General features: G+C 62.5%; 15 protein-coding genes and 2 pseudogenes. 5 read left to right on the top strand and 12 right to left on the bottom strand.

Features of this window, described 5'->3' with window-relative positions:
• Positions 1–5 precede the first annotated feature (5 nt).
• The 6 genes from A3CW_RS0125245 to A3CW_RS47570 form a co-directional block, all read right to left on the bottom strand.
• Positions 6–1,076, bottom strand: a complete 1,071-nt coding sequence (locus tag A3CW_RS0125245; RefSeq protein WP_028206043.1) for a zinc-dependent alcohol dehydrogenase family protein — start codon at positions 1,074–1,076, stop codon at positions 6–8.
• A gap of 53 nt (positions 1,077–1,129) precedes the next feature.
• Entirely contained in the window at positions 1,130–2,593 is a 1,464-nt protein-coding gene (locus tag A3CW_RS0125240) for an aldehyde dehydrogenase family protein (protein ID WP_035513962.1), read from the bottom strand.
• Between the two features lie 43 nt (positions 2,594–2,636).
• Positions 2,637–4,127, bottom strand: a complete 1,491-nt coding sequence (locus A3CW_RS0125235; RefSeq protein ID WP_028206041.1) for an aldehyde dehydrogenase family protein — start codon at positions 4,125–4,127, stop codon at positions 2,637–2,639.
• A 28-nt stretch (positions 4,128–4,155) separates the two neighbouring features.
• A complete protein-coding gene (locus A3CW_RS0125230) occupies positions 4,156–5,046 on the bottom strand; it encodes an SMP-30/gluconolactonase/LRE family protein (protein ID WP_028206040.1) in 891 nt (296 codons plus the stop codon).
• Between the two features lie 68 nt (positions 5,047–5,114).
• Positions 5,115–5,924 carry an enoyl-CoA hydratase/isomerase family protein gene (locus A3CW_RS0125225; protein ID WP_028206039.1) on the bottom strand — a complete coding sequence of 270 codons (810 nt, stop codon included), beginning with the start codon at positions 5,922–5,924 and terminating at the stop codon, positions 5,115–5,117.
• Between the two features lie 270 nt (positions 5,925–6,194).
• Positions 6,195–7,097, bottom strand: coding sequence for a LysR family transcriptional regulator (locus A3CW_RS47570; RefSeq protein ID WP_245623743.1), 903 nt, complete (start codon positions 7,095–7,097; stop codon positions 6,195–6,197).
• A gap of 127 nt (positions 7,098–7,224) precedes the next feature.
• Here A3CW_RS47570 and A3CW_RS0125215 point away from each other — a divergent pair, with 127 nt between their 5' ends.
• The 4 genes from A3CW_RS0125215 (at position 7,225) to A3CW_RS0125200 (ending at position 11,119) form a co-directional block, all read left to right on the top strand.
• Entirely contained in the window at positions 7,225–8,220 is a 996-nt protein-coding gene (locus A3CW_RS0125215; protein ID WP_322787969.1) for an alpha/beta hydrolase, read from the top strand.
• Between the two features lie 76 nt (positions 8,221–8,296).
• On the top strand, positions 8,297–9,232 hold the full coding sequence (locus tag A3CW_RS0125210; protein ID WP_028206037.1) for an alpha/beta hydrolase: 936 nt from the start codon (positions 8,297–8,299) through the stop codon (positions 9,230–9,232).
• 81 nt (positions 9,233–9,313) lie between these two features.
• Positions 9,314–9,952 (top strand): SDR family oxidoreductase, encoded by a 639-nt coding sequence (locus tag A3CW_RS0125205; protein WP_028206036.1) that lies wholly within the window; start codon positions 9,314–9,316, stop codon positions 9,950–9,952.
• A gap of 9 nt (positions 9,953–9,961) precedes the next feature.
• Positions 9,962–11,119, top strand: coding sequence for an NADH-dependent flavin oxidoreductase (locus tag A3CW_RS0125200; RefSeq protein WP_028206035.1), 1,158 nt, complete (start codon positions 9,962–9,964; stop codon positions 11,117–11,119).
• Positions 11,120–11,137: 18 nt separating this feature from the next.
• Here the strand turns inward: A3CW_RS0125200 and A3CW_RS47565 are convergent, their stop codons facing one another.
• The 5 genes from A3CW_RS47565 to A3CW_RS0125175 all read right to left on the bottom strand — a co-directional run bounded on the left by A3CW_RS47565 (position 11,138) and on the right by A3CW_RS0125175 (position 17,423).
• Positions 11,138–12,859: a GMC family oxidoreductase gene (locus tag A3CW_RS47565; protein ID WP_081771801.1), complete on the bottom strand. Its 1,722-nt coding sequence runs from the start codon at positions 12,857–12,859 to the stop codon at positions 11,138–11,140.
• 27 nt (positions 12,860–12,886) lie between these two features.
• A complete protein-coding gene (locus A3CW_RS0125190; protein ID WP_245623738.1) occupies positions 12,887–14,524 on the bottom strand; it encodes an aldehyde dehydrogenase family protein in 1,638 nt (545 codons plus the stop codon).
• 72 nt (positions 14,525–14,596) lie between these two features.
• Complete coding sequence (locus A3CW_RS0125185) at positions 14,597–15,841, bottom strand: aromatic ring-hydroxylating oxygenase subunit alpha (RefSeq protein WP_051481704.1); 1,245 nt, start codon at positions 15,839–15,841, stop codon at positions 14,597–14,599.
• Between the two features lie 56 nt (positions 15,842–15,897).
• Positions 15,898–16,260 (bottom strand): hypothetical protein, encoded by a 363-nt coding sequence (locus tag A3CW_RS0125180; RefSeq protein ID WP_028206032.1) that lies wholly within the window; start codon positions 16,258–16,260, stop codon positions 15,898–15,900.
• A gap of 239 nt (positions 16,261–16,499) precedes the next feature.
• The gene (locus A3CW_RS0125175; RefSeq protein WP_028206031.1) at positions 16,500–17,423 is read right to left on the bottom strand and encodes an AraC family transcriptional regulator; all 924 of its coding nucleotides are present in this window, start codon (positions 17,421–17,423) and stop codon (positions 16,500–16,502) included.
• 650 nt (positions 17,424–18,073) lie between these two features.
• Here A3CW_RS0125175 and A3CW_RS51195 point away from each other — a divergent pair.
• A pseudogene (locus A3CW_RS51195) lies at positions 18,074–18,739 on the top strand (adenylate/guanylate cyclase domain-containing protein); the annotation flags it as partial.
• Positions 18,740–18,770: 31 nt separating this feature from the next.
• Here A3CW_RS51195 and A3CW_RS51190 read toward each other — a convergent pair.
• Positions 18,771–19,021, bottom strand: a pseudogene (locus tag A3CW_RS51190) (IS3-like element ISAzo10 family transposase); the annotation flags it as partial.

Genomic DNA, 19,021 nt, shown 5'->3' with positions numbered 1-19,021 from the left:
GTCGTTCAAAACAGAAACACGCCCTTGCCGCCGGCCTGGCCATCGAACAGTCGATAGGCCTCTTCGGCCTGTTCCAGCTTCCAGCGGTCGGTGAAGAGCTTGTCCACGTCAACGCCGTGATCGGCCACGAAGCGGATGCAGTCGTTCATGCTGACTTCCGAAAACGTGTATGAACCAATGATGCTGCGCTGCTTGCCAATCACGTCCTTCATGCCGTCGACGTTGAGGTTGCCGCCCACGGCCACGAGCGCGATTCGGCCCCAGGGACGGGTGCAGCGTACGGCCTGCTGCTTCGGGATTTCGCCGCCTGCGCAGTCCATCGCGCAGGTCGCGCCGGGGCCCCCGGTGAGCTTGAGGATGGCTTCGATCGGGTCTTCCTTGCTGCCATCGATGACATGCACCGCGCCGAATGCCTTGGCGCGTTCGACCCGGTCGGCGGCGATGTCGACACCGATGACTTCAATGCCCATGGCCGCAGCCAGTTGCACGGCCGAGAGACCGACGGGCCCCAGGCCGAACACCGCGAGCGTGTCGCGCGCGCTGATGTTCAGGCGCAGCAGCGCGCCCCAGGCCGTGCCCGTGCCACAGGAGATGGCGGCGCCGGTGGCGTATGACACTTCGTCGGGCATGTGGACTAGCGACGTCACCGGCACCTTCATGTAGTGGGCGTGGCCGCCATGCTTGATCACGCCGTGGATGTCCGCACCATGGCTGCACATCTGGGTCCAGCCGCTTCGGCAGTGGTCGCAGTGCTGGCAACCCTCGTAGTGGAACACCGCCACGCGGTCGCCCACCTTGAAGGCGCGCGGATCGACTGCCGCGCCGAGCGCGATGATCTGGCCGCAGGGTTCGTGTCCGCCGATGATCGGCGTGTCCTCCAACATGCCGCGCGAGGCCAGGTCCTTGAAGCCGAGCGATCTAATGACGTCGGCGGGCTTGTTGCGGTAGAAGTGCAGATCGCTGCCGCACATGCCTGAGGCCTTCATTTCGATGATGGCGTCGAGGGGGCCGGGTGTGGGATCGTCGAAATCCAGAATTTCGAGCTTCCTGTCGCCTCTGAAAACGATGCCTTTCATATTTTTTTCCTGGTTATCCTGATAATGGGAGCTGGCGCCGGCAGGGCCGCGTGTCAATCGAGGTTGATATAAGTGGCCTTGGGGTAGAGGAAGCTCTCCACGTGCTCCTTGCCGCCTTTCCAGCCATAGCCGCTCATCTTCGTGCCGCCGAAGCCCACGGCGGGATCGATCACGCCATAGCAGTTGACCCAGACCGTGCCTGAGCGGATGCCCTGCGAGACCGTGTGCGCGGTCGAGAGATTGCGCGTCCACACCCCGCCTGCGAGGCCGTAGGGCGTGTCGTTGGCGAGTTGCAGAGCTTCATCCACGGTGTCGAACGGGATCACCGAAGCCACCGGGCCGAAGATTTCCTCCTGGGCGATGGTCATGTCATTGCGCACGTTGGCGAACACCGTGGGCTCGACGAAGAAGCCTCGCGCCAGATTGCCGGAGAGGCGCTGGCCGCCATGCACGAGCTCGGCTTCCTGGCCGCCGATCTCCATGTAGTGCATCACGCGTTCGAGCTGGCGCTGCGAGATCAGCGGGCCGATCTGCGTGCCGGGCTCGCGGCCGTCGCCGATCTTGATGGTCTTCGCGAACGCGGCCATGCGCTGCACGAACTCGTCGTGGATCGCGCGCTGCACCAGGATACGCGTGCCGGCCACGCAGACCTGGCCCGTGTTGGTGAACACGCCCATCGATGCACCGGGCACGGCGCGGTCCAGATCGGCGTCGGCGAACACGATGTCGGGCGACTTGCCGCCCAGCTCCAGTTGCAGGCGCTTGAGGTTACCCGCCGACGCGCGCACGATGGCCTGCGCCGTGCCCACCGAGCCCGTGAAGGCCACGCGGTCCACGCCTCTGTGCTCGGCCAGCGCCTGGCCCACGTCCTTGCCGTAGCCGGTGACAACGTTGATCACGCCATCGGGCACGCCGGCTTCCATCATCAGCTCGGACACGCGTAGCGACGACAGCGACGCGTCCTCGGCCGGCTTGAGCACGGCTGTGCAGCCGGTGGCCAGCGCCGGGCCGTAGATCCACCATGAGCCCATCAGCGGGCCGTTCCAGGGGATGATGCCGCCTACCACGCCCACCGGCATCAGGTGCTTGAGTGCCGTGAAGTTCGGTGCGATCGACATCGGGCTCGTCGCCACCGAGCCAGCACCCGTCTGCGACGCGTAGAACTGCAGGAGCTGCGAGAGCCATTCCTTGTAGCCGCGCGTGCGCGCGAGCGGCGCGCCCATGTCAAGCGTTTCGATCAGCGCGAGTTCGTCGAAGTTGTCGAGGATGGTGTCATGCACGCGCAGCAGCAGCTTGCGCCGCCCGTGCGCCGTGAAGCGGCTCCACGGCCCCTCGAAAGCGCGGCGCGCGGCTGCCACAGCGCGCTCGACGTCCTGCGCATCGCCTTGGGCGATATGGCAGAGCAGCTCGCCGGTGGCTGGGTTGATGGCCTCGATGCGCTGGCCGGATGCAGGTTCGACCCATTGCCCGCCGATCAGCAGCTTTTTGGTGCCTTGCACGAAGGCCGGTGTGCTCATGTCCACGGCGTGTCTCCTTGATGTGTTGTTCTGGAAGGCGGCTTTACAGGCGGGCCATGATCGATTTGGTCTGCGTGTAGGCCTCGATCGATTCCTGGCCGAATTCGCGGCCCCAGCCCGATTGCTTGTAGCCACCGAAGGACATGGCCGGGTCGGACTCGCCGAAGGTGTTGATCCACAGGCGCCCGGCTTTGAGCGCGCGCACCACCTTGTGAGCGCGCGAGACGTCGCGCGTCCAGACCGCGGCCGAGAGGCCGTAGCTGGTGTCGTTGCCCTGCAGCACGGCGTCGTCCTCGTCCTTGAACGGGATGATTGAGAGCACAGGGCCGAAGATCTCTTCCTGCGCGATCCGCATGCCGTTGCGCACGTTGTCGAACACCGTGGGTTCAACGAAGTAGCCCACGCCGCTCCACGTCTGACCGCCCAGGCGCAGCGCCGCGCCGCCTTCCTGCCCGGCGCCGATATAAGACCAGACGCGCTCGCGCTGTTTCGCCGAGATCAGCGGGCCCAGCTTCGTGTCGGCCGCGAACGGGTCGCCCGCTTTCCAGGTGGCCGCTAGTTGAGCCACTCGTTCGGAGACCTGATCGTGGATGCTCTCCTGCACGAACAGGCGCGTGCCGGCCGAGCACACCTGGCCCGAGTTGCCGCAGAAGGTCTTGACGGCGGCCTGCACGGCCTTTTCGATATCGGCGTCGGCGAACACCACGTTGGGGGCTTTGCCGCCGAGTTCCAGCGTCACCTTCTTGAGGTTGGAGGTGGCGTCGCGCACGATCTGCTTGCCGATGGCCGTGGAGCCCGTGAAGGCGATCTTGTCCACGCCCAGGTGCTGGGCCAGCGCCGCGCCCGCCGTGGCACCGAAGCCCGGCAGCACGTTGATGACGCCCGCCGGCAGGTCGGTTTCCTGGATCAGTTCGGCGAGGCGCAGCGACGTGAGGCAGGCCAGCTCGGCGGGCTTGAGGATGACCGTGTTGCCGCAGCACAGCGCGTTGGCGAACTTGATGGAGGCCATCAGGATCGGCACGTTCCAGGGAATGATCTGGCCGCACACGCCCAGCGGCTCGCGCAGCGTATAGATCAGCGTGCTACCGTCCGAGGGGATGGTGGTGCCCAGCACCTTGGAGCACCAGCCCGCGTAGTAGCGGAAGATATCGACCGTGGCCGTCACCGCCCCCTGGGCGAACCACAGCGGCATGCCGTTGTCGAGCGATTCGATGGCGGCCAGCTCGTCGATGTGCTGCTCGATCTTGTCGGCGATCTTCAGCAGCGCGCGCGTGCGCGCGTGCGGCGACAGGGCGGCCCACGAAGACGCCTCGAAGGCCTTGCGCGCCGCGATCACGGCGGCGTCGACATCGGCGCTGTCGGCTTCGGCCACGTGACAGAGCAGTTCCTCGGTGGCTGGATTGACGACCTCGAATGTCTTGCCCGACGCCGCGTCGACCCACTGCCCGCCAATGAGGAGGCGCTTGCCGCCCTGCCTGATCCAGGCGAGCGCCTGCTCGCGCGCGGCTTGTGCGGTGTTGGATGAAGTGGTCATGGAATCTCCTTATGAAACGACATGGCGCTCAGGCGAGCGCGACGTCGACCCGGGTGGACAGCACGGCGCTTAGCGGGTTGGCGCGGCGCACGTCTGGATTGAAATCGGCGGGCGTGACGCACAGGAACAGCGTGCGTCCGTCCGCGCCGCCCAGCGCACACGCATAGCAGTTGCGGTCGCCCGTCTGGATCTCTTCCAGAATGCTGCCGCCAGGGGCGACGCGCAGCACGCGCGCCTTCGTGAAGTCCGCGACCCAGATGGCGCCCTCGGCATCGACCTGCGAGATGCCGTCTGCCGCCACCGCGATTTCGGCCATGGACTCAATGACGTTGTCGTTCTGGGGCACCGCGCCGAAGCGTGCCCAGTCCCGGCGCGCCGAAAGCGAACCGTCGGGCTGGATGTCGAATGCGGAGAGACGATTGCCGAACGATTCGGCCACCACAAGCGTGCGGTTTTCTATGACGGTCGAGCCGTTGGGAAAATGCAGCGGCTCGCTGACCATTGCGACCGATCCATCGGGGTCGACGCGCGCGAGGCGGCCCGGACGGCGCGGTGCCAGCTTCATGACGTCGAAGCCGAGGTTGCCCACCCACGCGCGGCCCTGTGCATCCACAGCCATGTCGTTGGGTTCGAATTCGAGGTGCGGGAACAGATTGGCATGGGTCACCACGGAACCGTCGTACTCGCGGCGCAGCAGCTTGCGATCGTGCATGGAAACGGCAAGCAGGCGCCCATCGGGTAGCCAGCCAATGCCGGAGGGGCACTGCGGGACCTCCATTTCCGTGCGCAGGTCGGTGCCGTCTTCCCGTATCGAGCACACACGTTCGGAGTACAAATCGCTGAACCAGAAACGTCCTTCGTGCCAGCGCGCGCCTTCGGTATGCGTCATGCCATCGAGGAGCAGGGTGAGTTGTCTCATGATTAACTATTATTAGTTAGGTAAAGGGGAGGTGTGTCGTGGTGTCATGCGAGCCGTCTGGATGCGCTCTACTCCGGCAGCCGTGCCGACGGAAAATCCGCCTGACGCTTTTCGCGCAGCGCGGCCAACCCCTCCTTGACGTCCGCGCCGAGGAAACACAGCATCTCCATGGCGAGCGAGTTGTCGAAGACCGGCCCGGCCACGCGCATCCAGTTGTTAAGCGACTTCTTGGTCGCGCGGATGGCGGTCTGGCTGCCGCGCGCGAGGTTGGCCGCTATCGCGAGCGACTTTGCCAGGACCTCTGCCCGCGGCGCGCAAAAGGTCACGAGGCCAATGCGTTCCGCTTCCTTGCCGTCGACGAAATCGGCCGTCATCAGGTAGTACTTCGCCTTGGTCATGCCGCAAAGCAGCGGCCATACGATGGCGGCGTGGTCGCCTGCGGAGACGCCGAGGCGCGTATGTCCGTCGGTCAGGCGTGTTTCTTCCGCCATCACGCTAACGTCGGCCAGAAGCGCCACAGCGAGGCCCGCGCCCACGGCTGTACCGTTGATAGCGGAGATGATGGGTTTTTCGCAGGCGAGGATGTTGTAGACAATGTCGGACGCTTCTTTCATCACGCGCAGCGTGGCTTCCTGGCTATTCGACATTTCTTCCACGACGGACAGGTCGCCGCCTGCGGAGAATGCGCGATCTCCCGCGCCCGTGATCACTATAGCCTTGACCCTGGGATCGTCGTTGACCACGCCCCAGACCTTTGTCAGCTCCCAATGCATTCTATTGTTCGTAGCATTCATGACATCAGGACGGTTTAGCGTGACGAGCATGACGCCGTCGGACTGCGGATCAAACCGGATGAACTGAAAGTCTTCGTATTGCATGCGTGATCCCAAAGCTGATTTGAACGATGGCAGCATGCATTCAACCGCTCGATATCGGCTAGCGCAATGTGTCCGATGTGGGCGTTCCGTACTCTGGCACGCTTGAACAGGCTTTCGACGGAATAGGCGTGGACGTGCAGGGTCGCAGCCTCAAACTGCGCGGGCCGTACGCTGAAAATATCGTTTGAACGCACCGCGCATTGGCGTATCTTGTTGCTCGTCGCTTATGGTTTCGGACCGTCGACAGGTGAACTGCGCCAGCCTCGCGCCTCAGCGGCGTGCTCGTCGGCGGGAGGTTGTACGACCTTGCGCGGGCCCTTTGCCAGACGTCTCGCGCTCGCGTTCGAACTGCTCGCGCTGCGCGATCAGGAAATCCATCAGCGCGCGGATTTTCGCGGGCATTTGCGCACGTGAAGGCACGTAGAGGTAGAAGCCGGGAAATGGCTTGCACCAGGGCTTGAGCACGCGCACCAGCGTGCCACTCGCGAGATGATGCCGCACACACAGGTCGATGTGCTGCACAAGGCCGACGCCCTGCAGCGCCGCACGCAGCATGCTGTCGTCGTCGTTGAAGACGGCGTTGCCCTGTGGTTCGAAGACGACGGTATGGCCCTGCGTTTCGGGCGACGTGAAGGACCAGCGATCGATCGTTGCGCTGGAGGTAAAGCGGTAGGCAAGACAGTTGTGCCGCATGAGATCGGCAGGCGCTTGCGGCACGCCGTGACGTGCAAAATAGGCAGGAGAACCGACGATGGCCATTTCCAGCATGGGCGTTACGGGCACCGCCACCATATGCTCGTCGAGACTTTCGCCGAGGCGAATGCCGGCGTCCAGCCCCTCGGCCACGATATTCGAGAATCCGTCGTTCATCACCAGTTCCAGCCGCAGCTTCGGAAAGCGGGCCAGAAATTCGCCCATACCCGGCTCCAGCAGCAGCCGGGCCGCCACCCGCGAGGTATTCACCCTGATGAGGCCGGCAGGCTCGGCATGGGTTTCGCCGAGTTCGACCACGGCTCGTTCGATCGAGGCGAGCGCCGGTTGCAGCGCATCGAAGAGACGCTGCCCTTCTTCAGTCAGCGACATATCGCGCGTCGTGCGATGCAACAGTCGCACGTTGAGCTGCTGTTCCAGCGCTTTGAGCTGTTGCGAAAGGGCAGCGCGCGACACCTCCATTTCGGCGGCGGCTTTGGTGAAGCTACGGTGTCGTGCGATGTGCGCGAACCACGCAAGAGCGGGCAGGAGTGAGGGTTCGATCGGCATATTGTCAAGTCTAGCTTAACGCTGATGTCTTTATAAGCCTATTTTTCCGAAGCAATGCAACGCCTACCATGGAGCCATCGGTAGAACACATTTCCTCTCACGACAGGAGCAACGCACCATGCAAAAACTGAACTTCAAGAACCTCAATGGCCAGGGTGTCACGATGGCCGCGGTGATCAACTTTCCGGCAGGCTTCGACGAGAGCAAGCGCTACCCCGCCGTCGTCGTGGCGCACCCGGGCGGTGGCGTGAAAGAGCAGACAGCCGGGCTGTACGCGAAGAAGCTGGCGGAAAACGGCCTGATCGCCATTGCGTTTGATGCGTCGTATCAGGGCGAGAGCACGGGCGAGCCGCGTCAGCTCGAGAACCCGTATGTCCGCACTGAGGACATCAGTGCTGTGATTGACTACCTGACCACGCTGCCTTATGTCGATCAGGAGAACATTGGTGCAATGGGCATCTGCGCGGGCGGCGGCTACACGGCCAACGCCGCCATCGACGACCGCCGCATCAAGGCAGTGGGCACCGTGAGCGCCGTGAATATTGGTCAGATGTTCCGCAATGGCTGGGAAAACACGGTCAAGGACGCGGATGCCATTCCCTTCGTCGCCGCCGGCTCGCTGGCGCGCACCAGCGACGCTTCGAAGGCGCAGCTCGCCACGCTGCCGCTCGCGCCCATGCGCCGGGAAGATGCTCCGAACAAGGAACTGGAAGAGGCGTGGGAGTACTACCATACGCCGCGCTGCGAGCATCCGAACGCGCCCGGCTACATGACTGCGCGCAGCCTCAACCAGATCATCACCTACGACGCCTATAACAAGGCCGAAGCGTTCCTGACCCAGCCCCTGCAAATCGTGGCGGGCAGCGTTGCAGGCAGCAAGTGGATGAGCGACGATCTGTTCGCCCGGGCAGCCAGCAAGGACAAGCATTTCCACATCGTCGAGGGGGCGAATCATATGTCGCTGTACGACGTTCCCCAATACGTTGATGAGGCGGTTTCGGTGCTTGCGCCGTTCTTCCAGCGTACGCTGAAGTAAGCCAGCCGGGCCGCAGCGTTCGAACCTTGGAGGTCCGGCCTGTGCCGGGCCTGGATCAACGGAGAAGGAATCTTTCATGAGCACGAGCAACGTCAGAACCGTCACGTACAAAAACCTCGGTTGGGATTCGGCTGCCGACATATATTTGCCGCCGAACTTCGACGAGACGAAAAAATATCCAGCGATCGTAAGCACGCACCCGATCGGCAGTTGCAAGGAGCAGACTTCCGGGAATGTCTACGGTGCAGCACTCGCGAAGGAAGGATTCGTCGTCGTTGCGTTCGACGCGAGCTTCCAGGGCGCCAGCGGCGGGGAGCCGCGCTTCATCGAAGATCCGGCGATCCGCGTTTCCGATATCCGTTTCGCCATCGACTACCTGGTGACGCTGCCCTACGTCGACGAAAACCGCATCGGCGCGATCGGCGTGTGCGGCGGCGGAGCCTACACGATTCACGCGGCGATGACCGACCATCGCATCAAGGCCGTGACGTCGATCACGGGCGTCAACTTCGGCCGGCTGATTCGCGAAGGCTTCAGCAACTTCGATCCCGTAAGCGCGCTGGAAGCGATGGCCAAGCAGCGCACCGCGGAGGCGCAGGGCGCGCAGCGCAACGTTATCAACTATCTGCCGGGCTCCGTGGAGGAGGGCAGGAAAAGCGGCATGACGGATATTGACGTGCTGGAGGCCACGGACTACTACAAGTCGCCTCGCGGCCAGAAACCCCATGGGGCCACCAGCGGGCTGTTCTCGTTCAACAGCGCCGCAATGGGCTGGGATGCCTTCCTGCACGCCGAAGTGCTGCTCACGCAGCCGCTGATGGTCGTTATCGGCGACAAGCCCGGCGCCTTCGGTGCGTACCGCGACGGCTGGGAGATTTACGGCCGTGCGGCGTCGAAGGACAAGCACATCGTGGTGGCCGAAGGCTGGTCGCACTACGACCTGTATGACAAGCCGGAACCCGTGGCGCTGGCGCTGGCGAAGGTGGTGCCGTTCTTCAGGGAGAATCTGTAATCGATCAGGAGCCTGCCGACGCGGTGTCGGCGTCGGCAGGCCTGATCTCTCAATCAATTAGATCGGATACTTGAATAAATCATGAAGAATGTCCTGATACTCGGCGCCAGCGGGCAGATCGCGCGGTGGGTGAGTCAAGTGCTCGCGCAGCGCAGCGACACCGCGATGACGCTGTTTCTACGCAACCCGAAGAAGCTCTCCGGCATGGAGCCCGCCAACTCGAAGCTCGTCATTGGCAGCGCGCTCGACAGGAAGCTCCTCGAGCAAGCCATGTCGGACCAGGACATCGTCTACGCGAACCTGACGGGTGACGACATCGACGTGCAGGCCCGCAGTGTCGTCGCGGCCATGCGGGCGGCTGGCGTCAAACGCCTGGTTTTCGTGCTCTCGCTGGGTATTTACGACGAAGTGCCGGGCAAGTTTGGCGAGTGGAACAACGCCACCATCGGCGAAGATCTCAAGCCCTTTGCGCGTGCAGCGGAGGTGATTGAGGACTCTGGCCTCGACTACACCATTGTGCGCCCAGCCTGGCTGACCGACGAGGACGAGGTCGACTACGAACTGACGGGACGCCACGAGCTCTTCAAAGGTACCGTGGTCTCGCGCAGGAGCGTGGCCGACCTGATCGCAAAGATCGTCGAGTCGCCGCAGTTGCATCGCGGCGAGAGCCTTGGCGTGAACAAGCCGAATACCGACGGCGAAAAGCCTTATTTCATGTAAGTCGTGCAAATGTCCCAAACTACAGATGTCCTGTTCGAGCCGTTCTCTTTTTCCAACGGCGTTACGCTGCGCAATCGTGTCGTGATGGCACCCATGACGACATGGTCATCCAATGCGGACGAGACTGTCTCCGACCAGGAACTCGCCTGGTACCGCGCCCGGGCCGGCGGCGTTGGTCTCGTGCTGACCGGCTGCACACATGTGATGGAGAACGGCGTTGGTTTCATGCATGAGTTCGCAGCGTATGACGACCGTTTCATTCCTGGATTGAGCAGGCTCGCGCAGGCCACCCAAAGCGGCGGCGCACCTGCCGTGCTGCAGATTTTTCATGCCGGGAACAAGGCCGCGCACGGCCTGATTCCCGGCGGCGAGCTGGTGAGCGCCAGTGCGACTACGGCGGCGCCCGGGCCATTCAATGACGGCCGGATCAGTAGCCGCGCGCTCAGCCATGACGAAATCGCCGGCGTGATCCGCGCTTTCGGCGAAGCCACGCGGCGTGCGATTGTGGCCGGCTTCGACGGCGTTGAGCTGCACGGTGCGCACGGGTTCCTGATCCAGAACTTCCTCTCGCCGCGGTATAACCAGCGGACCGACGAATGGGGCGGTTCACTGGAAAACCGGATGCGCTTTCCGCTGGCCGTGGTGCAGGAGGTCAAGCGTGTCGTTGCCGATCATGCCGATCGTCCCTTCCTCGTGGGCTACCGCATTTCCCCGGAAGAGCCGGATGAAGGTGCGCTGCGCATTGGTGACGCCTGCGCGCTCATTGACCGCCTGATCGAGAGTGGTATCGATTACCTGCACGTTTCGCTCTACAAGCTGCTCGAGAACAAGCCGCAGGACTATGCGGGCGAGAAGACCACCATCGAGCAGATCGTCGAACGCGTCGGGCATCGCGTGCCGCTGATCGCGGCCGGTGAGATCCGCACGCCGGAGCAGGCCCGCAGGGCGAGGGCGCTGGGGCTGCCGCTTGTGGCGGTGGGGCGCGGTCTGGCTACGATGCCGAACTGGGTCGAACTCAGCCGCTCTGGGCGCGCTGCGCATATCGATATTGCGCTGGATACTGCCAGGCAACCCGCCGAGCTTCAGATTCCCGACAAGCTCTGGAGCGTGATCAGGACGACGCCAGGCTGGTTTCCCGTGCGCGACGGCGCTGCCGCTATGAGTTGAATGGCGTTCGAGCGCGCGTCAGAGTGCGTGTGAGAGCGTGGTCATCTCCCATGCGCCTGTCGTGCCGTTTTCGTTCGACGGGTGCTCGGTACCTCGGCGCAACGGCTGCGCGGCGTCCTTCAAGATCAGATCGGCTGCCTTCTCGCCGATCATGATTACCGACGCGTTGGTCGCGCCGGAAATCGGCGCGGGCATGACGGAAGCATCGGCGACCCGCAATCCTTCGACGCCGCGCACGCGCAAGCGCGCGTCGACGACCGCGTACGGGTCCCTGTCCGGGCCCATCCGCGCGGTGCCGTTGTGGTGATACACGGTGCCGCCTCGCTCGCGCGCAAAGTCGAGAATCTCCTGGTCCGTGCGGATATCGTTTCCGGGGAATATCTCATCGACATAGTACGGGGCGAATGGGCGTGCTTGCAGCACTGCGCGCGCCATCTTCACGACCGCGACCATCGCATCTTGATCCGACTGCGCCGCCAGGTAGTTCGGCTGGATCAGCGGGGCGATGTCGATGTTCGTCGAAAGCGCCTTCACGTATCCGCGGCTTTCCGGGCGCTGCTTGTGGCCGCCAAGCGTCATGCCGGGATAGTGGTCGAGGAGGCCGGGCAAGCCTTCGCGATAGCTGCCGGGCGTAAACGATACCTGGAGATCCGGCGTCGGCAGCGAAGGGGCCGAGCGGAAGAAAAAGCGCATGGGTACCGGCCCCATGCTGAGGATGCTCGGCCGGCCCGTGAAGTATTTCGCGATCTCCCACGCGAGCGGCAGGCCGCGGCCGCGCTCGTTGATCGTCGAAATGTTTCTGACCTTTGCGGCGACACGCAGGTTGTAGTGATCGCACAAGTTCGCGCCCACGCCCGGCAGATTCACTTCGACGCTCACGCCGATGGAGCGCAGATGATCGGCGGAACCGATGCCGGAAATCTGCAGCAGGCGCGGCGTGTTCAGCGCGCCGGCCGAGACGATCACCTCGCGACGCGCACGCACCTCGCGCTCCGGCGAGCCGGTGCCGCTCGTGCCTCCCGCGCGATAGCGCACGCCGAGCGCGCGCCGGTTCTCCAGCAGCACGCGCGTGGCCGGGCTGTCCGGGCGAACGTCGACGCGGCCAGTCTTGATCGCCGGGCGCAGATACGCCTGTGCGGCGCTCATGCGGCGCATGGTGTGGCCGCGCGAATCGATCGTGAACTGCCACGGGCCGACGCCGTCCTGAGCCTCGGCATTGTGATCCCTCACGTGGGGGTAGCCGAGGCTCTTCACCGCCTTGACGAAGATGTCGCACAGCGGGCTCGACTGCACCGGGTCGGTGACCGGCAACGGGCCAGTGCGGCCGCGATAGTGGTCGTCGCCCTCGCCGATGCGCGTTTCCGCCTTCTTGAAGTATGGCAGCACATCCTGGTAGCACCAGCCCGGATTGCCGCGCGCCGCCCAGCCGTCGAAATCGGCGTGCTGGCCGCGGTTGTAGACCATGCCGTTGATCGAGCCGGAGCCGCCAAGCACGCGGCCCTGCGTGAGGCTGAGTGCGCGGTTGCCGGTGGCGGCATTGGGCTCGCTCTTGAAATCCCAGATCAGCTTCGGGTTGAACAAATTCTTGATGTATCCGGCCGGTATGTGGATATACGGGCTGCTGTCTTTCGGGCCAGCTTCCAGCACGCAGACGGAATGACCGGCCTCGGACAGCCGCATGGCCAGCACGCAGCCGGCGCTGCCCGCGCCCACAATCACGTAGTCGAATGTTTCAGTCATATTTCTTGTTCCTGGGACATGCTTGCCTCAGCCATCAAGGTTGAAGTTGACGGTCTTGAGCTCGGTAAACGCTTCGATCGTCGCCCAGCCTCCTTCGCGACCGACACCGGAGCGCTTTACGCCACCCATCGGTGCGTTCGGTACGCTCGCGTAGCCGTTCACGCCGATCGACCCGCTACGTATCGCGCGCGCGACGCGGAACGCACGCTTGACGTTGGACGTGTAGACGCAGCCGGCCAGCCCAAACGCGCTGTCATTCGCTATCCTGATTGCCTCTTCTTCCGTCTCGAACGGAATCACCGAGAGCACTGGCCCGAAGATCTCCTCACGCGCGATCGTCATGTCGTTGCGCACGTTCGCGAACAGTGCCGGCTCGATCCAGTTTCCATTGGCGAGTTCGCCGCCGGGCGCGCCCCCACCGAACTTCAGCTCGGCGCCTTCCTTCCTGCCAATGTCGATGTAGCCAAGAATTCGCTCCTTCTGACGCTTCGAGATGATCGGGGCGGACGTGGTGGCGGGATCGAAAGGATCGCCAAAGCGCACCTGCTTCACCTGCTCTGCGGCGTGGTGCAGGAACTCGTCCATGATCGACTTGTGCACGACCGCACGCGTCGGTGTCGAGCAAACCTGTCCGGACAGAAACGTCGAACACAGGCCCATCAGCGTGGTCGCGTTGGCAGCGACGCTCTCGGTGTCGGGAAACACGAGCGCGGCGCTCTTGCCGCCGAGTTCGAGCGACAGCCGCTTCATGTTGGACACACTGGCAATCGTGATTTGCTCGCCGACGGTCGGGCTGCCGGTGAACGTGACCTTGTCGACTCCTGGATGTGATGACAGCGCCATGCCTGTCTCCGCGCCGCCCGTGACGATGTTGAACACGCCCGGCGGCAGATCGCTCTGCGCGATGATGTCCGCCAGCTTCAGCGCCGCGAGGTTCGTGAATTCGGACGGCTTGACGACCACCGTGCAGCCGCACGCGAGCGCGGGCGCGACCTTCATCGCGAACGTCATTACCGGCCCGTTGTAGGGCAGGATTGCGGCCACGACGCCGGCCGGCTCCCGGAACGTCATGTACTGCATGTTCGACGCGCTGGAGAACTGCGGATAGGTCTCGCCGTTGATCTTGTCGATCCAGCCGAGGAAGTGGTCGAAGATATCAGCGGCCGCCTTGGGCGAGACGCGGGAGTTACGACTAAAGGTGAACGGAATGCCGTTGTCTAGCGTCTGGAGCTGTGCGACCTCCTTCTCGGCCGCGTAGATGCGCTCGACGATCGGCTGCAGCATTCGCTTGCGGTCGTGCGCGCGCATCTTCGGCCACGGACCTTCGTCGAACGCGCGTCGGGCGGCCGCGACCGCCTGATTGGCGCCGCGCACGCCGGCTTGCGCGAAGCTCGCCATCACCTCGTTTGTGGAGGGGTGAATCTGATCGAACCGGTCGCCTTCCCAGTCGTGCCATTTTCCGTCGATGAATAGGCGTCCGGGCTGAAGTTTCAGCTCGTCGCGGATCAGGCTTAGACTGAGTGGCATAAATTTGCTTCCGTAACTGTCTTGATCGGGCGTCGGGTTAGGGTGGACGACATGGCGGACGGCGCAATGCGTGCAGACCACACCGTTCCGCATAAAATACCTAACGTTAGTTAAATAATTTATGCATTTAATCGGCAACCCGCCATAGGGGGTTGCCCCAACCGCGAGCTCGCTCGTCGGCGCCCCTCGATCTCGCCGATCAACGCTTAGTCAGGCCAGCGCGTCCCTTGCGCTCGTCGCGGCCGACCATTTGACGACCTGCTCAAGTCCGTGACGGCACAGGATCTCGCTCTCGTTGAAGTGGACGAAGGATTTCGCGCCCGATTCCATCCCGCGCTGCATGCTCTCGATGTTGCCGAGGTCTTCGAGCATCGTGTCGGTGATGTGCGACGTGAAGTGTTCGCGCTGCAGGCGCTCGCGCACAGTCTCCGCTTTCTTGAAGTAGAAGCGCGATTCCCAGATCGTGGACGTCGCCGAAGTCGGCCAGAATTCGTGTGTCCAGAACTGGTTCGCCGAGATCTGCATGTGCCAGTTCGGGAAGAACCAGTTGACGTCGCTGGCCCAAAGGTCACTTTTTGTTGGATTGATCGCTTTGTGTTCGACGAGCGGATTGGTCTGCCCTTCCTTGCGCGTGCCAGTGACCGAGTGATCGGCACTGAACAGCCACTGCGCGACTTTCGCGTTGGCGAACGGCGTGGCCGCTGGATTGAGCCACGTCGACATTGTGCGATGCGCGCCATGGACGTTCGCGCTGATCGGCCTGCTGAACGGATTGAGCGGGCCGGCGTAGATCGGTCCAAGCGTCTTCGGGTGAATCGACGAGATGTGATACGCCTCGCTGAAGTTTTCAGCGACGAGTTTCCAGTTCGCCTTGAACTCGCCGCGTAGCACGAGCGCATGCTCTGCACCCGGATAGGCGATGCCCGCAAGCGCATCACCGATAGGCCCCAGAAACTCCTTCAGGCTGACTTCCGGTGTCGGTGCCAGATTGACAAAGATCCAACCTTCCCAGACATCGAGTGAGACTGGCGTCAGTCCGCACTTCTTCTTGTTCAGGTGGAAGAATCCAGGTTGGTCGGGCACGTGTGCGAGCTCGCCCGAATTGTTGTAGCCCCAGCTGTGATAACGGCATACGAAGCGCTTCGCGTTACCGCCTGAGCGGTGCTCGACAATGTTTGCTCGGTGCGCGCAGACGTTGTGGAAGGCGCGGATCTGGCCGTCTTCCGAATGCACGATGATGACGGATGCCTTCAGTACTGCGATATCCTTGACGAAGAAATCGCCGCGATTCGGGATCTGCTCGACACGGCCGACCTTCAACCATGCGCGGCGGAAAATACGCTCGCGCTCAATTTCATACTGCGCCGGATCGGTATAGAGCGAAACGGGCATCGCTTCGGTGTTCAGGCCAGCGGATTCGGTCAAGTCGGAGGGGAGTTCGGAAGGGTGATTCATGTCGGCTCCTGCGGATGGATAGAACTGGAAAGCAATCGGGATCGAAGTCGCTACGCTCACCCATGGGGGTGGAAACCGGTCACGATCTTCAGCGCATGGACCGGCGGTGCGTGGCGGATACCCTGCGCCCCGTGCACTTCCACCGCGATCGCGGCGTGGCACATCGAGAGCAGAAGCCGGAACAGATTCTGTGCCGGTTCGGGCATGTCGTCGGCCGGGAACTGTTCAAGATAGATGGTTGCTTCTTCAGCGCGCGCTAACATCGCTTCGTAAAACTTCACGATTTCAGGATATGGGGCCGCGGCGCGGTTGATCCACCGCTCGTGCGAAGTCGGTGCACCCCAACGATCAAAGAATGATTCGATATCCTTAAATTCATCTGGAAGCCGGCCGGTATTCGTGGATACAGCAAAGTCCATTGCGCTCCTCCTACCTGTGTTCGCCTTGCGATTGCGCAGGTTTCGTTTTATGTATGTCGATCGCTTCACATCCAGTCTTGGATCCGTGAGGACACTGGACGCATTTGAATGTTAGTTCGCGGTCGGGGAGCAGTATTTCGATCGAGTTCGGTTATGTTTATGAAGCGTACGGATTTCCGAGGCCGCTCGATGCAATACCTGATTGACACCGCAAGGGGCGCAATGCGTGTGGAAAGTGGTCAAGACAGGGAGGAGCGACGCCGATATTGAGTCGGCGAACAGGCCATCGCCCGCTTGAATGCGGTGCAGAACGCGCTTTCGGATTCGTAGCCGAGCGCGAATGCGATTGACGTGATGCTTTCGTCGTGGTGTCGGAGGCGATTCGTGGCGAGCAGCATGCGCCAATGCATCAGATAGCTCATCGTCGTTTCTCCTACTAGTCGCTTGAAACGCTGCGCAAAGATTGTTCGTGACAGCCCTGCGATACGCGCGAGTTCCTCCAGTCTCCAGTGGCGGGCTGGCTCCGCATGCATCGCGCTGATCGCGGCCTGGATCCGGCGGTCGGACAGACCCCTGAGCCAACCCGCGGGCGAATCAGCGGATGTTACCGTAGTCGTATGCAGACGCAGCATCTGCACAAGCATCAGATGCAGCAGATGATTCGCCACGAGGACGCCGCCGGGCATTCCTTCGCGCAGTTCCGACTTCAACTGATCGAGCGACCAGCGCAACACGGCCGCCTGATTCGACGAGCGAGGTGGTTTCGCGAACGGCGGCAACGCGCTGAGCAGCAGGGCCGCGTGCTCGCTGGAAAACGTAAAGAAACCGCCAATCAGGAGGACATCGCCGCCGCCGTTGTGAACAGCAATGCCGTCACGATCGATGGAGTTCATGATGATCGACGAATCTTGCGCAGGCAGTGATAAATCGGACGAGAGAACGATCTCACAGCCGCTGTTCAGGAGAAAGCAGTCGCCTTCTTCAAGGCGGATGGGGCGATCTGTCCCGGTGACGATTCCCCAGCACCCGCCTTGAAGGACCGCCGCAAACTTGATGCCGGTGTAAGGTGGGAACGAAAACGACCAAGCTCCCGCGGAGTCGAACGCGGCAAACAGTTGGCTGCACGGCTTCAGTAAAGAAAGAACATCCGAAAGCGGATCCATTGGCGATTCTGCTTGCGATCGATGTGTGCGAGGCCTGCTAACAGGCCAGCGGGCGGCGCTGAACGGCGAGTCTCTATATGACCGCCGGAAATCCGTACAGTTAGCGAATAGTGATGCAGGGTATGCGTTTACCTTTGCCTGCTAGCCCGGAGACGACGTGACGGCTTTTGGCGCGCATTTCGGTCCGTTGACGACGATTGATCAACGTTAGGGTGGCATCGTAACCCGTGATTAAGCAAATTTACAAACGGGACTAGCGTATTTTCAATGAACGGAACAACTCACTGCCGTTCATTGACTCACGATGCTGAGCTTCTATCATCGACTGTTTCGGGGGCGCTCCCCAAAGGGGTGATGGCATAGGTATGGCAAGCGCGTGTGCGTGATGTTCGCCAGCACATAGCCTTCGCCGGGCGGTTTGGCGTCGATTTCGATGATCTCGATGGGCATGCGCCGGCGTAACTGCAGCTGCAGCTGGCGATCTCACTTTCCGCACCGGCGTAATGACGCTTCTTCTCCTCGGGAGAATGGGTATGAGCGACGTTTCGAGCAATATTTAGCGCTCGATGCCAGGTGGATGCCGGGGCTGCTGCATCCGTGCATGCAGCGCATAATGAGACCATGTTGCTTCCTGGCCGCGACGAGGCTGTATGCGCTGCACAACCTGCGGATTTGAGAATCTCACCGGGGCTAGCTTCTGCGGAGCATGCGGGACCATCCTGAAGCGCTCGTGTGAGCGCTGCGGATGTCAAGCCGCTGCCACTGCCCGATTCTGCAGCGAGTGTGGGGCACCGCTCGCTAATTTGCCAGTGCCGTCGCAAACCGCTCCTGATCTGGCGCCAGCGCCAGTCCATTACACGCCGCACCATCTTGCCGAGCGCATCCGCGCCGAGCATGTCGCGATGGCAGCAAGAGGCGAGACCGCGGGCGAACGAAAGACCATTACTGCGCTGTTCGCGGATATGGCCGGTTCTACAGCCTTGATTCACGATCTCGACCCGGAAGCAGCCCAGCAGTTGATTGAGCCCGTCGTCGCGCTGATGATGGAAGCCGTCCACTATTACGAGGGCTACGTCGCGAAGTCGCTTGGTGACGGTATCCTAGCGCTGTTCGGCGCCCCCATCGCCCACGAAGACCATCCGCAACGCGCGCTTTTCGCGGCGTTGCGGATGCAACAGGCAATGCGCAGACATAGCGACCGCATTCGCCTGGAGAAAGGCATTCCTCTGCAGGTTCGCGTGGGCGTTCATACTGGCGAGGTCGTCGTGCGCTCGATCCGGACCGACGACCTTCACACCGAGTACGACCCCGTCGGACCGGAGCGAGTCAAGGTGGTTGTCGCCTGATTCATGCAACCAATTGCGTTTTATCCCGAAGGTGGTCGCGAATGACAGCTTCGCGCTCGGGATTGAGTGTGACGGTGACGATCGGCGACCAGTCTCGTGTGTGACCTGACCAACGTGCCGGATTGCGTTCACGCGCCTGGAGGTATGTCTGATGACGCGCTTGCAGGATTGCCAGATCCTCACCGGCATGACGCTGCGCGGGTGTGACGTAGCGAATGCCGCTGTGGCGATGCTCGAAGTTGTACCAGTGCA

Source organism: Paraburkholderia nodosa DSM 21604, assembly GCF_000519185.1.
Taxonomy (GTDB): Bacteria; Pseudomonadota; Gammaproteobacteria; order Burkholderiales; family Burkholderiaceae; genus Paraburkholderia; species Paraburkholderia nodosa.
This window is presented reverse-complemented; position numbering and strand designations above follow the sequence as displayed.

What these genes read in the sequence shown, in the direction of transcription:
- A3CW_RS0125245 (WP_028206043.1), bottom strand. Translation starts at nt 1,076, where the DNA reads ATGAAAGGCATCGTTTTCAGAGGCGACAGGAAGCTCGAAATTCTGGAT.
- A3CW_RS0125240 (WP_035513962.1), bottom strand. Translation starts at nt 2,593, where the DNA reads ATGAGCACACCGGCCTTCGTGCAAGGCACCAAAAAGCTGCTGATCGGC.
- A3CW_RS0125235 (WP_028206041.1), bottom strand. Translation starts at nt 4,127, where the DNA reads ATGACCACTTCATCCAACACCGCACAAGCCGCGCGCGAGCAGGCGCTC.
- A3CW_RS0125230 (WP_028206040.1), bottom strand. Translation starts at nt 5,046, where the DNA reads ATGAGACAACTCACCCTGCTCCTCGATGGCATGACGCATACCGAAGGC.
- A3CW_RS0125225 (WP_028206039.1), bottom strand. Translation starts at nt 5,924, where the DNA reads ATGCAATACGAAGACTTTCAGTTCATCCGGTTTGATCCGCAGTCCGAC.
- A3CW_RS47570 (WP_245623743.1), bottom strand. Translation starts at nt 7,097, where the DNA reads ATGGAGGTGTCGCGCGCTGCCCTTTCGCAACAGCTCAAAGCGCTGGAA.
- A3CW_RS0125210 (WP_028206037.1), top strand. Translation starts at nt 8,297, where the DNA reads ATGAGCACGAGCAACGTCAGAACCGTCACGTACAAAAACCTCGGTTGG.
- A3CW_RS0125205 (WP_028206036.1), top strand. Translation starts at nt 9,314, where the DNA reads ATGAAGAATGTCCTGATACTCGGCGCCAGCGGGCAGATCGCGCGGTGG.
- A3CW_RS0125200 (WP_028206035.1), top strand. Translation starts at nt 9,962, where the DNA reads ATGTCCCAAACTACAGATGTCCTGTTCGAGCCGTTCTCTTTTTCCAAC.
- A3CW_RS47565 (WP_081771801.1), bottom strand. Translation starts at nt 12,859, where the DNA reads ATGACTGAAACATTCGACTACGTGATTGTGGGCGCGGGCAGCGCCGGC.
- A3CW_RS0125185 (WP_051481704.1), bottom strand. Translation starts at nt 15,841, where the DNA reads ATGAATCACCCTTCCGAACTCCCCTCCGACTTGACCGAATCCGCTGGC.
- A3CW_RS0125180 (WP_028206032.1), bottom strand. Translation starts at nt 16,260, where the DNA reads ATGGACTTTGCTGTATCCACGAATACCGGCCGGCTTCCAGATGAATTT.
- A3CW_RS0125175 (WP_028206031.1), bottom strand. Translation starts at nt 17,423, where the DNA reads ATGGATCCGCTTTCGGATGTTCTTTCTTTACTGAAGCCGTGCAGCCAA.